The 17,681-nt window shown below is 37.2% G+C and carries 8 protein-coding genes; all 8 read left to right on the top strand.

All coding sequences use genetic code 11. The features are described 5' to 3' along the window. Positions 1–27 precede the first annotated feature (27 nt). On the top strand, positions 28–1,608 hold the full coding sequence (locus PMI10_RS15390) for a sodium:solute symporter (protein ID WP_007809630.1): 1,581 nt from the start codon (positions 28–30) through the stop codon (positions 1,606–1,608). Between the two features lies 1 nt (position 1,609). Then, on the top strand, positions 1,610–3,790 hold the full coding sequence (locus PMI10_RS15385; protein WP_007809629.1) for an alpha-L-rhamnosidase-related protein: 2,181 nt from the start codon (positions 1,610–1,612) through the stop codon (positions 3,788–3,790). Positions 3,791–4,002: 212 nt separating this feature from the next. Then, positions 4,003–5,685 (top strand): hypothetical protein, encoded by a 1,683-nt coding sequence (locus PMI10_RS15380; protein ID WP_007809628.1) that lies wholly within the window; start codon positions 4,003–4,005, stop codon positions 5,683–5,685. Between the two features lie 78 nt (positions 5,686–5,763). Continuing rightward, the gene (locus tag PMI10_RS15375) at positions 5,764–6,894 is read left to right on the top strand and encodes a glycosylase (RefSeq protein WP_007809627.1); all 1,131 of its coding nucleotides are present in this window, start codon (positions 5,764–5,766) and stop codon (positions 6,892–6,894) included. A gap of 38 nt (positions 6,895–6,932) precedes the next feature. Continuing rightward, the gene (locus PMI10_RS15370; RefSeq protein ID WP_007809626.1) at positions 6,933–10,310 is read left to right on the top strand and encodes a glycoside hydrolase family 2 TIM barrel-domain containing protein; all 3,378 of its coding nucleotides are present in this window, start codon (positions 6,933–6,935) and stop codon (positions 10,308–10,310) included. Between the two features lie 143 nt (positions 10,311–10,453). Next, the gene (locus PMI10_RS15365; protein WP_238539475.1) at positions 10,454–13,807 is read left to right on the top strand and encodes a glycosyl hydrolase; all 3,354 of its coding nucleotides are present in this window, start codon (positions 10,454–10,456) and stop codon (positions 13,805–13,807) included. A 6-nt stretch (positions 13,808–13,813) separates the two neighbouring features. Further along, complete coding sequence (locus tag PMI10_RS15360; protein WP_007809624.1) at positions 13,814–15,238, top strand: sialate O-acetylesterase; 1,425 nt, start codon at positions 13,814–13,816, stop codon at positions 15,236–15,238. 106 nt (positions 15,239–15,344) lie between these two features. Next, complete coding sequence (locus PMI10_RS15355) at positions 15,345–17,672, top strand: DUF5703 domain-containing protein (RefSeq protein ID WP_007809623.1); 2,328 nt, start codon at positions 15,345–15,347, stop codon at positions 17,670–17,672. Positions 17,673–17,681 lie beyond the last annotated feature (9 nt).

The following is a 17,681-nucleotide window of genomic DNA, read 5'->3' as shown; positions in this document are numbered from 1 at the left end:
AATTAATTTAAAAATTAAATACGGATTATGAACAGCATCTACGATAAGTTAACGGCCTTAGATTTTATAATAGTTGCTGTTTATTTGGTGATCTTATTGGTCATTGGTTATGTGGTGAGCGTGAAGCAAAGCAAGAAGAATGAAACGCTTTTTATGGCGGGAAATTCGCTGAACTGGTACAACATCGGCTTCAATATGTGGGGAACAAACGTTGGTCCTTCATCATTATTGGCTTTTGCCAGTATTGGTTACGCAACCGGAATTGTAGCAGGAAATTTCGAATGGTACGCTTTTGTGTTTTTATTATTGCTAGCCATTGTTTTTGCACCTAAATATATTGCCAGTAAAGTCAGCACTATGCCCGAATATATGGGGAAACGCTATGGCGACAGTACTCAGACCATTTTGGCTTGGTACGCTATGGTGAAAATTTTAGTAAGCTGGTTGTCGTTGGGATTGTTTAGTGGGGGTATTTTGGTACGCCAGATTTTAGGGATTCCAATGTGGCAGAGTGTGACTGTTTTGGTGATTTTTTCAGGGATTTTTACTTTTGCCGGAGGCTTGAAAGCCATTGCCAAAGTGAATGTTTTTCAGATGATTTTGTTAATTGTCGTTTCACTTACACTTTCTTATTTAGGTTTACAGAAAGTAGGCGGAATCGAAGCTTTGATTGCAAAAACGCCTTCTAATTTCTGGAATTTAGTACAGCCGGCAGATGATGCACATTATCCTTGGCCTGCTATTTTATTGGGATATCCTGTGTCTGCAGTAGCTTTCTTTTGCACCGATCAATCGATGGTGCAAAGTGTTTTGGGAGCAAAAAATTTGGAACAGGGACAATTGGGGGTTAATTTTATAGGATGGCTAAAAGTGATGGCATTGCCATTGTTTATTTTGCCGGGAATTCTGTGTTCTGTTTTGTATCCAGAGTTAGGTGAAAATTCAGATTTGGCTTATATGACAATGGTGACTAATTTATTCCCAAGCGGAATGAACGGTTTAGTGATTTGCGTGATGATTGCTGTATTGGTGGCAACAATTGGATCATCGTTGAATGCCTTGAGTACGGTTTACACCAATGATATTTATGTAAAAAAAATCAATCCAACGGCATCAATCCAGCAACAAATTAAAATTGGACGTATTACTGTTGCAGCAGGGTGTGTATTTGCCATTCTTATCGCTGTGGCTATCGATAATATCAAGGGACAAAATTTATTTAATATTTTTCAGGCGGTACTAGGATTTTTGGCACCATCATTATCAGTGGTGTTTTTATTGAGTATTTTCTGGAAACGTACTACCAAGAAAGCCGTGAATGGAATTTTATCTTGGGGTTCGGCCTTTAGTTTATTCGTTGGAGTTTTATATTTATGGATTTTCCCTGCGGATGTTTATAAAATTTGGCCTCACTTTTTATTAATATCATTTTACATTTTTGCTGTTTTATTGGTTGCGGCGATTATTATTTCATTAGCAGATAAAAATCCGGAAACTAATTTTGTTAGTGAAACCGATGTTCCTAAAACCAGTAAACGAGTGAAGATTTTGTTTGCTTTATTGGGACTAACCATTTTGAGTTTATACCTCATTTTTAATTTCAATTAATATGGTCATATTTATTTCTTTAGGTCAACGTTTTAAAACGACTGCTTGTGTTATCGCATTATTATTTTTATCCGAAATGGCTTCGGCTCAAACATGGATTTATTATCCTGGAGATTTTGAAGTTTGGTTAAGTAATAAAATGCAGGTAAGACGTACAGAACGCGAAGCAGTATTTCCACCGCTTTGGCAATATTACAGTCCTTATGCTTTGGTGACTTTTCAAACAGAAGTAGATATTCCAGTACCAGACGAGGCAAAAATTTACTCAGAAGGGTCTTTTCAATTACTTTTAGATGGTGTCCAAATTTACGGACAACCAAAATCAATAAAAATTCCTGCAGGAAAACACAAAATTTCCTTTAAAGTTTACAATCAAGAAGTGTTGCCGGCTATTTATATTGCTGGTAAGTATGTGAAATCTGATGCATCTTGGAAAGTGACCAATGAAGATAAACTTTGGATTGATGAAAATGGAAAAGCACAACAATCTGGTACACCATGGGTGCCTGTTGGTTCTTGGAATTTTAATTCACCTGAGAATAAACCTTCCGGATTTAAACTGACAACCAAACCTTTGAGTGCGAAAAAAACAGAGAAAATAGGGTCAGGTCAGTTAGTCGATTTTGGTAAAGAAACTTTTGGTTACATTAAAATTCACGGTTTAAAAGGAAAAGGTAAAGTAGCACTTTATTATGGTGAATCTCGTGAGGAAGCCCTTGATTCTGCCAAATGCGAAACATTAGACCATTTATCTTTTGATGGAAACCAGCCTGAAATCTACACCCATAATGGATCCAAAGCATTCCGTTATGTTCAGGTGCAGACAGATGCAGGAGTAAAATATGATTCTATTTCGATGCTTTATGAATATTTGCCATTAGATTATCGTGGTGCATTCAAATCTTCTGACGAGCAATTGAATAAAATTTGGGATGTGTCTGCTTACACGATGCATTTAACGTCCCGCGAATTTTTTATAGACGGAATCAAACGCGACCGTTGGGTTTGGTCGGGCGACGCTTATCAAAGTTATTTAATGAATTATTATTTGTTCTTTGATTCGGCTTCTGTAGAACGAACCCTGTTGGCTCTTCGTGGTAAAGATCCTGTGACGGCTCATGTCAATATCATAATGGACTATTCGCTCTATTGGTTTGTGGGTGTTTATGATTACTATTTGCACACAGGCGACACGAAATTTATCAAAACTTTTTATCCACGAATGAAATCATTGATGGAATTCTGCTTGGAAAGAAGAAACAAAAACGGATTTTTGGAACCATTAGAAGGGGATTGGGTTTTTATTGATTGGGCGAATGGATTACCAAAAACCGGTGAAGTGAGTTTTGAGCAAATGCTTTTAGCGAGAAGTTTAGAAGCCATGGCAGTTAGTGCTAAAATTGCAGGTGAAAACGAAGATCAAAAACAGTATCAAAAATTATCAGATGATTTAAAAACAAAATTATTTGATGTGTTTTGGGACAAGAAAGAAAACGTGATGAAGCATCAGCGTATCGATGGTAAAATGCAGGATATTGTAACCAGATATGCTAATATGTTCGGTATTTTTTTCAATTATTTTAATGAAGAACAAAAACAAAGTATAAAAAATAAGGTGTTGCTTAATGATAAAGTGCTGAAAATTACAACACCCTACATGCGTTTTTACGAGTTGGAAGCCTTGTGCGCTATGGGCGAACAAGATTATGTGCTGAAAGAAATGAAAGACTATTGGGGCGGTATGCTAAAAGAGGGAGCTACTTCTTTTTGGGAAGAATACAATCCAAACAAAAAAGGAACAGAACATTTAGCGATGTATGGACGCCCTTATGGAAAAAGTCTTTGTCACGCCTGGGGTTCCAGCCCAATTTATTTGCTGGGAAAATATTATTTAGGTGTAAAACCAACTGCTCCAGGTTATGCAGAATATGAAATCAAACCAAATTTGGGTGGTTTACAATGGATGGAAGGAAAAGTGCCAACGCCGAACGGAGAAGTGGCTTTGTATGTGAGTAAATCTGAGATTAAAGTAAAAACATCTGAAGGCGAAGGAAAATTGGTTTTTGAAAGTTCAAGCAAACCAAAAGCGAGTTCAGGAGTGATTACGGAATTGGCAAAAAATAAATACCAATTGATTGTAAAACCGAATGTGGAGTATAAAGTAAGTTATAAAGCGATTTGAGTTATTAGTGATTAGTCCCTAGTAATTAGTTCTTAGCGATTAGTTTAGTTAGTGACCTCCAGTTTGTCATTTCGGGAACGAGACTCGAGCGATAGCGACAGACGAAGTAAATCACACTCGTAACGACAAGATTGTCGACTATTGTTGAGGAATTCCTAGTGTTATTTCTCTCTTCGATCGAAATGACAAAAAAATCAAAAAAACAAAAAACAATGTTTTCAAAAAACACAAAATACAATTTCAAATTAAAAACAGCTTTTCTGGTGTTGTTTTCAATCTGCATTCAGTTTGCAGAAGCCCAAAACACAGCATGGAAGCCAGCAACTTTTGAAATTGTAAAATCCAATTACAAAACTTTCAAAGCGATTCAGTACGCTCACGTTTTTTCAGGAAGTAAACACAATATAGTTGGTTTGGCTCCGGAATTACAAGGATTAACAGGTATTGAACTTCCTTTGGATAAATATAAAAAAGACACAAACACGCCTTTACAGTTAAAATTTAAGGAACCGGTTCAGGTTTTGGTTGGTGTTTTTCAGGAAACAAATAACAAGGAATATCTTCAGCCGAATGCGATAGAGAATGGCAAATTGATTATTGAAAATGGAGCAACAATCACAGGTTTAGCTCCTGTAAATGTATATGCTATTGCTTTTGCAAAAGGAACGCACACCATTCTGCCAAATGCAAAAGGATTGTTTGCCATTTTAGGGGTGGTAAAAAACAGTCAGCAACTGACAACAAGAAATGCCCAGTTATTAGACGGAAAACTTTGGAATCCAACCTATATCATTGAAGGGGTTTCAGATGAGAAGCCGCTTTTTGAAATCATCGGAGGAGAAAACAAACCTGTTATCGATGAAGGAATGTCTGGGACAGAAGGTATTCAGGGAGGTTTTGAAGGTGGACGAGTTGTAAAAATTGGTGATACCTATCATATGTTTCCAACCGAAAGAGCAGGAGAAAAAGGAGTGGAAATGTATTATGATCGTGTAAAAACCAAAATTGGTCACTGGACGAGTAAAGACGCGATTCACTGGAAAAGAGAATCGACGATTTACCAGGCCAGCGGAACTTATGCGATTACCGAAGATGATAATCCAATGAACGATCGTCGTGGTGCTATTTGGTCGTATATGCCGGTTTTTAACGAAAAAGTAAACAAATGGTACGGTTATTATTTAGCATATACGGTTCATAAAGAAATTCAGCCGAATCATTCTTTTGGTAGAATCTGGCGTTGTGAATCGACTGTTGAAGGAATCAACGGAATTGGCGGTCCATACAAAGATATGGGCATTATTATGGAACCAGGATTGGATTCTCAGCCTTGGGAAGGCCGTCAGGGAGTGGCTTCTTTTTTTCCGTATAAAGTTGGGGATAAATATTTCGGTTTTTACAGCGGAGCTTACCCATTTGAATCTTGGGCAGATTATCCTAAGAAATCCGGAAAAGGCTGGTTTGTGGCTTTAGCCGAATCCAAAAGTTTAGAAGGACCTTGGACAAGATTAAACAAAGGTTTGGAACCGATAAAAACGATACATCCGCAATTTGTCGAAAATCCGATTGTGAGTCAGTTGCCAAACGGTTTGTATATTGCCGTTTTTGATGGAGGCCCAGAAGGCTGGGGACATCATTTGCCAAATATGATTGGATATACACTTTCAAAAGATGGAATTAATTGGGGAGAAGCGCATTATTTGCCAATAGAAACCAAAGTGGATAAATGGTGGGATATCATGAGAACTCCGCTTTGCTTGATTCCCGAAGGAAATGATGTTTACACGATTGTATATAATGCGATTGATTTGAAAAGAAGGTTTCACCCTACAGGAATGATAAAAGTGAAGTTGAATAAAGACGTAATGGAATCGAGGTTAAAAGAATTAAAATAAGATTTGAGAAAATAGAATAAAGAATAAAGAGAAAAGAAACTTTGCGCCTTAGCGCCTTTGCGAGAACTATAAACCAAAATGAAAAATTCAATTAAATATATCGTACTTGGAATCACAGCTTTGTCAATTATAAGCTGTGCAACCAAATACAAGAAAAGAGAAATCAACGAAACCGTAATGCAGGAGATTTACAACGAAATCAAAACGCCTTATAAATATGGTTTGGTGATGGTGCCAACGGACAACTCTTATAAAATGGATTGTCCGAGCGTTTTTCGAAAAGATGGCAAATGGTATATGACGTATTTAATTTATGACGGAAGAGGTTACGAAACCTGGCTGGCAGAAAGTGATAATTTACTGGACTGGAAATATTTAGGAAAAGTGATGTCTTTTTCAGAGAATGAAAAACACTGGGATGTCAACCAAAAAGCGGGCTATATTTCACTGCAAGACATGACTTGGGGCGGAAGTTACGAATGGGAAAAATACGATGATAAATACTGGATGAGTTACTTTGGCGGAGATAGTAAAGGTTACGAAGCAGGCGTTTTATCAATTGGGATGGCTTATACTAAAGAAGCACCGACAAAACCACACGAATTTCAAAGATTGGAAAATCCAGTTTTGACACCAAAAGATAAAGATGCTAAGTGGTGGGATAATAGTACGATGTACAAAAACAGTGTGATTCGTGATAAGGATAAAGTAACAGGGCACAATTTTATCATGTATTATAATGCCCGTGGCGATAGTTTAAATCCTGCTAAAGGCGCAGAGCGTATTGCGATGGCAGTATCCAACGATATGAAACAATGGAAGCGATATGGCAATAAACCGTTAATCAATCATCATAAAGGAATCTCGGGAGATGCCTATATTCAGCGTATTAATGATACTTGGGTGATGTTCTATTTTGGAGCTTTTTGGACGGGTTGGAATCAAGGTGCGTTTAACCGTTTTGCAGTTTCAAATGATTTAGTAAACTGGACCGACTGGAAGGGCGATGATTTAATTAAATCTTCTGAGCCTTATGACAATATGTTTGCACACAAATCATTTGTGGTAAAACACGACGGCGTTGTCTATCATTTTTACTGTGCAGTGAATAAAGCAGAACAAAGAGGAATTGCAGTAGCAACTTCGAAGGATTTAGGGAAAAGTAAAATGAATTTTGTGGCTCCGCCAGAGAAGGTTAAGAAGAATTAAGTAAACAGAATCAAGTATTAAGATTTAAATAGTAAGTTTTGAAATTAAGTAAAAGAAATATAATTCATTTTGTTCAGCGTTTTTTTGAGGAAAAATGTGGGAAATCATTAGTGTTTTCAAATTCAGCTCGTCTGCGTGCATCGGTCTTACTATTTAATACTTTTGCCTTAATACTTCCCTTTTTAGGGAATGCACAATCCGTTACAGGAGAACCTGCGGGAATTCCAGAACTGCATAAAAAATACGAGTTCGCTCCTTGGGAAGACCCAACGGTTACAAGCATAAATCGACAACCGTCGAGAGCAACTGCGTATTCGTACACAACTGTTGAAGATGCTTTAAAAGGAGACAGAACCAAAAGCCGAATCAAAATGCTGAATGGCGACTGGGATTTTAAATATGCCGTAAATTTAAAAGAAGCTTCAAAAGATTTCTATAAAAACACAGTCTCGGGATGGGACAAAATCGAAGTACCATCCAACTGGGAAATGAAAGGTTACGACAATCCAATTTACAAAAGCGCCGTTTATCCTTTTAGACCCATAAATCCGCCTTATATTCCCAAAGATTATAACGGAGTTGGCTCATACCAAAGAAGTTTTACCGTTCCTGAAAACTGGAAAGATATGACCGTGACTCTACATTTCGGAGCCGTAAGTTCAGGTTTTGAAGTGTGGTTAAACGGAGAATTTTTAGGATACGGAGAAGATAGTTTTCTGCCATCCGAATTTGATATTTCGCCGTATTTAAAAGCAGGAGAAAATGTGGTTTCAGTTCGCGTGATTCGCTGGGCAGATGGTTCATATTTGGAAGATCAGGATCACTGGCGAGTGAGCGGAATCCAGCGTGAAGTTTTTATCATGGCTGAGCCAAAACTGCGCATTCAGGATTTCTTTGTTCAGACGAAATTAGATAAAAAATACGAAGATGCCATTTTCAAATTACGTCCAAAAGTAGAAAATCTTACGGGAGAAAAAGTCAAAGATTACACTATGAATGTTCAGTTGTACGATGCCAATAATGTGGCGATGTTCAAAGAACCGCTGCAAAGACCGGTAATTGATTTAATCAACGAAAGTTACCCTCGTTTGGATAATGTTCGTTTCGGATTCTTTCAGGAAAACATCAAAAATCCAAAAAAATGGAGTTCAGAAGAGCCGAATTTATACACTTTGGTCATTTCGATAAAAGATAAAAACGGAAATGTTACCGAAGCCAAAAGCTGTAAAGTTGGTTTCCGTTCAATCGAATTTTCGAAAGTGAATGGAAAAATGCTCATCAACGGAAAAGAAACTTATGTGTATGGCGTGAACCGTCACGACCATAATCCTGTCCGTGGAAAAGCCTTGACAAGAGACGACATCAAACAAGATATTACGACGATTAAAAAGTTTAATTTCAACTTTATTCGCACCAGCCATTATCCAAACGATCCGTATTTTTATGAATTATGCGACCAATACGGAATCATGGTGATGGACGAAGCCAATCAGGAAACTCACGGTATTGGCGGAAAATTAGCCAATGATCCAAAATGGACAAACGCCTATTTGGAGCGTATGACCAGAATGGTCGAAAGAGACAAAAATCATCCATCGGTAGTAATGTGGAGTTTAGGTAACGAAGGCGGAAAAGGTCCAAACCATTCCGCAATGTCGGGTTGGGTTCACGATTTCGATATTACGCGTCCGGTGCATTATGAGCCTGCGCAGGGAAATGCAAAATTAGACGGTTATATCGATCCGCTTGATCCAAGATATCCAAAAACAATTGATCACGCATACCGATTCGAGAACCCGCAAGACGATTCGTATGTTGATATGGTCAGCCGTTTTTATCCAGGCGTTTTCACACCTAAATTTTTAGTAGATCAAAAGAAAGATACTCGTCCGATTATTTTTGTTGAATATTCTCATGCCATGGGAAATTCAGTTGGAAATTTAAAAGAATTGTGGGATGAATTCCGTTCGCTTCCAAGAGTTATCGGAGGCTGTATTTGGGAATTCAAAGATCAGGGATTGGTGAAATTTGATTCAAGAACGGGGCAAAATTATTTTGCTCACGGTGGGGATTTTGGCGAAAAATACCACGATGGAAATTTCAATACCAAAGGAATAGTTGATTCTAACGGAAAACCAAAAGGTTCTCTATTTGAAAATAAATGGGTGTATCAGCCAGCGACTTCAACGTTGAAAGACGGTAATATATTAGAAATAAAAAATCGCAGTGCTGTAAAATCTTTGGCCGAATACATTCCGGTTTTGAAAATATTGGAAAACGGAAATGTCATTAAAACCCAAATGTTAAAGCCTTTCAATTTAGAAGCAGGACAATCGACAACATTAAATGTGAGCCAGTATCTTCCAAAAATGAAAGCAGATGCCGAATACATTTTGAATATTGAATTTCAACTTTCGAAAGATGAACTTTGGGCTTCAAAAGGCTACACTGTTGCAGAAGATCAATTTCTGTTGAAAAAGAAAGAAGTCGTTTTAGAATCTAAAAAAGGAGCTTTAAACGTTTCTGAATCCGATTCTGATTTCAACATCAAAGGAAAAGCTTTCGATATAAAAATTAATAAAGCAAACGGAGCTTTGAGTTCCTATATTTTCAATGGAGAAGAACAAGTTTTTGCGCCATTGCTTCCTAATTTCGCAAGACCACTTACAGACAACGACAAACGCGGATGGAAATCGCAAAAGTTGCTGAAACAATGGTATAAAGCAAAACCAAAATTGGTTAACGTGAAAATCGACAAATCAGCTTCTGAAATCAAAATCACAAGCGATTACGAAATTATAAAAGACAGTGCGAGCGTAAATGTAGTGTACAACATTAGCCCTGATGGAGTGATAAAAGTAGACTATAGTTTAAAAGCGTCGAACAAACTGCCAAACATTCCAAAAATCGGAATGCAGATGGGTGTTCAAAGAAAATTCGACCAAATTTCGTGGTACGGAAAAGGAGAATTAGAAAACTACAACGACAGAAGTTTTGGCTCGTTTGTTGGTAAATATTCGCTTCCAATTAATGACTTTATCGAACATTACCCAAAACCTCAGGAAAACGGAAACAGATGTGATGTAAGATGGATGGCATTATCAACACCACATAAAAACAAAGGTTTTTTAATTGTAAATGATGATAAAGTTTTAAGTATGAGTGCGTGGCCGTATACACAGGAAAATTTAAGCGGTGCTTCACATACGTACGACCTAAAAGATCCTGAATTTTTGACAGTTAACATTGATTTAGTCCAAATGGGAGTGGGAGGAAACGACAGCTGGACATTGGTTGCACAGCCTTTGGAACAATATCAAATTAAGTCGGGAGATTATCAATATAGTTTTAATTTGGTTCCTTTTTCGGGTTCAAAAAATGAATTGGAAAGCAACTTGAAAAGGTTTAAGTATTAGATTTTTAAAAGTACAGTTTGTCATTCCGTAAGAATCTCTGTAACTGGAACAACTAACGTGAGATTCCTTCGGAATGACAAAGCAAACGGATAATAACAATAATAATGTTTCAAAAAAAACACCTCTTTTTTATACTACTCATTGTGGGATTCGTTTCCGCACAAGAAGTCCATAAAAAAGAAATAACGGAGTTTCAGCCCACCATCGAATCCTCAAAACCATGGGTATACTGGTATTGGATGAAATCAGCCTATTCCAAACCCGGAATCTCAGCCGATTTAGAAGCGATGAAACAAGCCGGAATTGCAGGTGCGTATTTAATGACAATTAAAGGTCCGGCAAATCCGCCATTGATAGATCCGCCGGTTTTGCAGTTGACGCCGGAATTTTGGGACATGATTCATTGGGCTTTTAAAGAAGCAGATCGTTTAGGTTTGAAACTGGCTTTTCACGGAGCAGACGGTTTTGCTGTTGCAGGAGGTCCATGGATTACACCCGAGAAGTCGATGCAAAAAGTAGTTTGGTCAACAACGGAAATTGCCGGAGGCAAAACAATTGTTGCCAAATTGCCAGTTCCCGAACATTACAAAGACTATTATAAAGATATTGCGACTTTTGCTATTCCAATAAAAGAATTTCAAACCAGTTCTCAAATTCAGTTGCCAAAAGTTACAACATCCAATAATACAGATGCCTCGTTTTTGGCTGATCGTAAAAAAGACGAAAATTTCAAGTTTGCCGAAAAAGGATGGATTCAATATGAATTTGAAAAACCGTTTACCTGCAAATCCATTGTCATTGAAACCAAAGGAAGGGATTTTCAGGCACAGCGTTTAATTGTTGAGGTAAGCAATGACGGAGTTCATTTTGAATTCCACGAAAGAATGATTGCCCCTCGTCACGGCTGGCAGGACATGGATTTTCCAAACACACATACCATTACGCCTGTTACGGCAAAATATTTCAGATTTGTTTACGATCCTGTTGGAACAGAGCCAGGTGCTGAAGATTTGGATTTCGCCAAATGGAAACAAAATTTGAAAGTCAGTAAAATTACACTTTCGAATCAGTCATTAATAAATAATTACGAAGGGAAATCAGGTGCGATCTGGCGTTTGACTCCAGAAACAACTGAAAAACAAATTCCAATTTCTGAAGCATTCAAAAAATCTGAAGTCATCAATATATCGAAATTTGTTGATGCTGAAGGAAATCTGAATTGGAAAGCACCAAAAGGAAAATGGAAAATTATCCGAATGGGACATACTTCTACCGGACATGAAAATGCCACGGGCGGAGCCGGAAAAGGTTTGGAAGTCGATAAATTCAATCCTGAATTGATTCGTTTTCAACTCGATCATTGGTTTGGAGAAGCGATTCGTTCTGCCGGACCTGAATTGACTTCAAAAGTGTTGGAAATCCTGCATTTTGACAGTTGGGAATGTGGAAGCCAAAACTGGTCTTCGGTTTTTCAGACGGAATTTAAAAAGAGACGAGGTTATGATATTGTAGAATATCTGCCTGTCATGGCTGGAATTCCAGTAGAAAGCGCCGATTTTTCAGAGAAAGTTTTATATGATGTCAGAAAAACAATTGCCGATTTAGTGGCTGATAATTTCTACGGAACTGTCGCTCAGATTGCCAAAGAACACAACGTTAAATTAAGTTCAGAAAATGTCGCACCAACGATGATGAGTGATGCTTTGTTGCATTATAAATATGTGGATTATCCAGGCGGTGAATTTTGGCTAAAAAGTCCAACACACGACAAACCGTTTGATATGGTTGATGCCATTTCGGGCGGACATATTTACGGGAAAGATATTATTCAGGCAGAATCTTTCACGGCTTTGCGAATGGATTGGGACGAACATCCTGGAAATTTAAAAACAACTGCCGACCGCAATTATGCTCTAGGAATCAACCGTTTATTCTACCACGTTTTTGTACATAATCCTTGGACGGATAGAAAACCGGGAATGACTTTAGATGATATCGGAACGTTTTTCCAAAGAGACCAAACGTGGTGGAAACCTGGAAAAGCTTGGTTTGATTATTGTCAAAGAGTACAGTTTCAATTACAAAAAGGAAAACCGGTCATTGATTTAGCCGTTTTCATCGGCGAAGATTTTCCTTCCCGTTCTTTTGTTCCAGATCGATTAGTGCCTTTTATTCCGAATGTGTTTGGAAAAGAAAGATTGGAAAGCGAGAAAATCCGTTTAGAAAATGAAGGTCAGCCAACTGCAAAAATGCCAAAAGAAGTGACTTATTCTAAAAATATTACGGATTTATCACAATGGATTAATCCGCTAAATGGTTATCAATACGATTCATTCAATGCAGATGTTTTGATCAATCGTGCCAAAGTTCAAAACGGAAAAGTAACTTTTGAGGGCGGAATTGAATATGGAGCTTTATTGTTTCCGGGAAGTCACAAAATGGCGCCGAATAAAATACTCTCTTTGGCTTCCGCCGAAAAAATACTGCAGTTAATTCAACAAGGTGGAACTGTTTTTGTTGATGAAAAACCCGATATGCTTCCTGGATTGCATTCAGATGAAGAATTAAAAAAATGGCAGAAAGTAATTGATGAAATTTGGAATAATGCTAATTCCCCTTCATGGAAAATCGGAAAAGGAACGGTTGTCAAATTACCTTATCTAGGAAATGATTTTGCTTCCATCGGAATTACACAAGATGTTTATTTTCCAAATTTAAACAGAGCCGATTCAGAAACAATTGCGTGGGCGCACAGAAAATCAGATAACGAAGAAGTATATTTTCTTTCGAATCAAAAAGAGCAAAAAAGAACCTTTGATGCTTCTTTCAGAATAGCTGGAAAAGTGCCACAATGGTACAATCCGGTTACTGATAAAACTTCGGCATTAGTCAATTGGAAAATTGAAAATGGAAGAACAATTGTTTCATTGACTTTAGAGGCTAACGAATCTGGTTTTGTAATTTTCAAAGAAGAAACCAAAGATTTTTTAGCTAAAGGAAAAATAGCTGAATTTGAAAAAGTTCAGGTTTTAGATGAAAATTGGGAACTTCAGTTTGATCCAGCATTTAAAGGGCCGAAAGAAGTGGTAAAAACAAACAAACTTTTCGATTGGAGCACTTCTGAAAATGAACAGATAAAATACTATTCCGGAACAGCAGTTTATAAAAAAGAATTCAATTGGAAAGGAAAATCTAAAGATAAATTCTGGTTGGATTTAGGTGAAATAGCCAATATCGCAGAAGTTTCAATCAACGGAAAAGATTGTGGAACGCTTTGGACTTTTCCATACAAAATAGATATTTCGGAAGCCTTGAAAAAAGGGAAAAACACTATAGAAATTAAAATAACCAATACTTGGACAAACCGATTGATTGGCGATGAAAAATTACCAAAAGAAGAAAGGCTAACCTGGACAACAGCGCCATTCAGACTGCAGGAAGGAATATTGTTGAAAGCCGGATTATTAGGGCCGATTACGATTGTAAAAGAAAAATAATAAGAAATGAAAAAAATAATTATTGCACTTTTTGTGTTTTTAGCAAGTTTCCAAATCAATGCGAAAATCAAACTGCCAGCATTGTTTTCGGACAATATGATGCTTCAGCAAAAATCGAATGTGCCGATTTGGGGCTGGGCAGAAAAAAATGCAAATGTTACCATCAAAACATCGTGGAATTCTAAAATCTACAAAATAAAAGCCGATGTTTCCGGTAAATGGAAAACAGCATTACAAACACCAACAGCAGGCGGACCTTTTACAATTGAAGTAACAGAAGGAACTGAAAAAGTAATCATCAAAAACATTTTAATTGGTGAAGTTTGGCTTTGTTCTGGACAATCCAATATGGAAATGCCATTAAAAGGGTTTCAAGGACAGCCTGTTAGAAACGGAAATGAAATTATCGTAAGATCAACCAATAAAAACATCCGTTTGATAACGATTCCAAGAGCGACAGTTTTAGAACCAAAAGATGATTTTGAAGGAAAATGGGAAGAAGCTTCTCCAAAATCAACTTCGAATTTTAGCGCAACGGCTTGGTATTTTGGATCGCTTTTGCAGGAAGTTTTACAGGTTCCTGTTGGATTGATTCATGTTTCATACGGCGGTTCGAGTATAGAAGCCTGGATGAATCAGGAAATGCTGAAAGATTTTGCAAGTGCCAAAATTCCAACTACAAAAGAAGAATTAGTAAAAGACCCGAATCGTGTTCCGACGACTTTGTTTAACGGAATGCTTTCGCCTGTGATTGGTTACGGAATTAAAGGCTGTATTTGGTATCAGGGAGAATCGAATTACGAAAGAGCAAATGAGTATACCGCTCTGATGAAAAAAATGGTAAGTAGTTGGAGAGGCTTGTGGAATCAGGGAGATTTTCCTTTCTATTTCGCTCAGATCGCTCCGTTTAATTATGCGTCATTTCATCCAAAAGATTATTTGGAGAAATATAATTCTGCCTATTTGAGAGAGGCGCAGTTCAAAGCTTCAAAGGAAATTCCAAATTCGGGAATGGCAGTTTTAATGGACGTTGGGGAAGAAAATAACATACACCCAATGGACAAGGAAAAAGGCGGAAACCGATTGGCTTTTCAGGCTTTGGCAAAAACATACGGAATCGAAGGCTTCGAATTTGAAAGTCCGAAATACAAATCAATGGAAATAAAAGATAGCTCAGTTACCGTTTCTTTTGATAATGTTGAAAACGGAATAACATCTTATGACAAAGAAGTTACCGGCTTTGAATTGGCGGGAGAAGACAAAGTTTTCTATCCAGCCAAAACGGTAGTTAGGAGAAAATCAGTGGTTTTGACTTCCGATAAAGTTGCAAAACCAGTTGCTGTCCGTTATTTATGGAAAGATTTTGCAAAAGCGGAATTGTTTAGTGCGGGAGGATTGCCAGTTTCGTCATTCAGGACAGATGAATGGTAATTTATAATTGTGAATTATAAGTTAGGAGTTCGTCTGCAATGACAAATGAGAAAAATAAAAATTAAATACTTGCAAGGTTTCCAAAACCTTGCAGAGAAAGATAAAAATGAAATATATAAAATACATACTTCTCTTCACCACGCTTTGTATTAAGGCGCAAATTCCTGTACTCGATACTTACAATCAGGTTTGGACCACGCAAAGCGCAAATGCATCGGAATCCATGCCTTTGGGAGGCGGAGATATTGGTATGAATGTCTGGGTAGAGAAAGGAGATTTGTATTTCTATTTTTCTCGAAGCGGTACTTTTGATGAACACAATACGTTACTGAAATTAGGTCGTGTAAAAGTAAGTTTAGCGCCAAATCCTTTTGCAGGAAAGGAAGGTTTTCATCAGGAACTAAAACTGAAAGACGGTTATGTTTTGGTAGGTCAAAACGATACGAAAATCAAACTTTGGGTTGATGTTTTCAAGCCAATTATTCATGTGGATTTAGAAAGTAAAAATCCGTTTAAAGTGACAGCTTCTTATGAAAGCTGGCGTTATAAAAATCGTGATTCAAAAGGAAAAGCCAATAATGCTAATTCTTATAAATGGGCGCCTCAAGGTGAAATCGTAACCTTCAAGGATTCAATCTCATTTGAAAACAATGGAGTTCAGTTTTATCACAGAAATCGCGAACAAACAGTTTTTGATGTTACCGTAAAACAGCAAAAAATGGAATCGGTAAAAGAGCAAATGCTGAATCCCTTGGCAAATTTGACTTTCGGAGGATTTATGACCGGTGATAATTTGAAATCTGACGGAACGTATCTTGGAAAATATCAGGATACTGATTTTAAAGGTTTTAATTTAACTAGCGTAAAACCTTCAAAAAAACAGTCTTTAGAAATTTATTTAAACACCAATCAATCTGATTTTTCTGTTTGGAATAACGGATTGAAAAGTTTGATTACTTCAAATAAAAACACAGCAAAACAGGCTGAAAAAAGCACAATAAAATGGTGGAATAATTTCTGGAACCGCAGTTTTATTTATACACAGAAAAATCAATCGATTGAAAAGGATTCGGTTTATCAAATCGGACAGAATTATCAATTGTTTCGTTATATGCTTGGATGTAACGCATATGGAAAATATCCAACAAAATTTAACGGCGGACTTTTTACTGTTGACCCCGTTTTTACCAACCCCGATTTGAATTTCACACCTGATTTCAGAAATTGGGGAGGAGGAACAATGGCAGCGCAAAATCAGCGATTGGTTTATCATCCGATGGTAAAAAGTGGTGATTTTGATATGATGAAATCGCAATTGGATTATTATTTGACCCTGCAGAAAAATGCCGAGTTAAGGAGCAAGGTATATTGGAACCATAACGGTGCTTCATTTACAGAACAACTGGAAAACTTTGGTTTGCCAAATCCTACCGAATATGAGTGGAAACGTCCCTCAGATTATGATGCAGGAATGGAATATAATGCTTGGTTGGAATACGAATGGGACACGGTTTTTGAGTTTTGCCAGATGATGTTACAGCAAAAAGAATACGCAGGCGAAGATATTCAGAAATACAATTCGTTTATCATAAGTTGTTTGCGATTTTTTGATGAACATTATCAATATCTGGCAAAACAAAGAGGCAGGAAAGCTTTGGACGGAAATGGTCATTTGATTCTTTTTCCAGGTTCAGCGACAGAAACGTACAAAATGACCTATAACGCTAACAGTACAATTTCGGCCTTGACAGTAATTACAGAAAATCTATTAAACCTTTCGGGGAAAGAATTATCAAAAGAAGAGCAAGACTATTTGAAAGCCTTTCAAAAGCGTATTCCTCCTTTGAATTTTAACGAAATAGAGAATCATAAATTATTGGCTCCTGCCAAATCGTGGGAACGCATTAACAATTCTGAAGTACCACAATTATATCCGGTTTATCCTTGGAGAATTTATGGTGTTGGAAAACCAGATTTGGAAACGGCATTGAATACTTGGAAATATGATACCGATGCAATTAAATTCAGAAGTCATATTGGATGGAAACAAGATAATATTTTTTCTGCTCGATTAGGTTTAACAGAAGAAGCAAAAAAATACAATCTGTTGAAAATGGCCAATTCAGAAAGAAGATTTCCGGCATTTTGGGGTCCGGGATATGACTGGGTTCCAGATCACAACTGGGGAGGAGCGGGAATGATTGGCATGCAGGAAATGCTTTTGCAGGAATCTAACGGAAAAATATATCTTTTTCCGGCTTGGCCAAAAGACTGGAATGTGCATTTCAAATTGCATGCGTCTCAAAATACCATCATAGAAGCTGAACTTGAAAACGGAATCACGAAAATCATTAAAGTGATTCCTCAGGAAAGAGAAAAAGACATTATAAATCTGTTAGGGATTTCAATAGAAGAAAAGAAAAAATTAAACTAACTATTACCA

Source organism: Flavobacterium sp. CF136, from assembly GCF_000282055.1.
Lineage (GTDB): Bacteria > Bacteroidota > Bacteroidia > Flavobacteriales > Flavobacteriaceae > Flavobacterium.
This window is presented reverse-complemented; position numbering and strand designations above follow the sequence as displayed.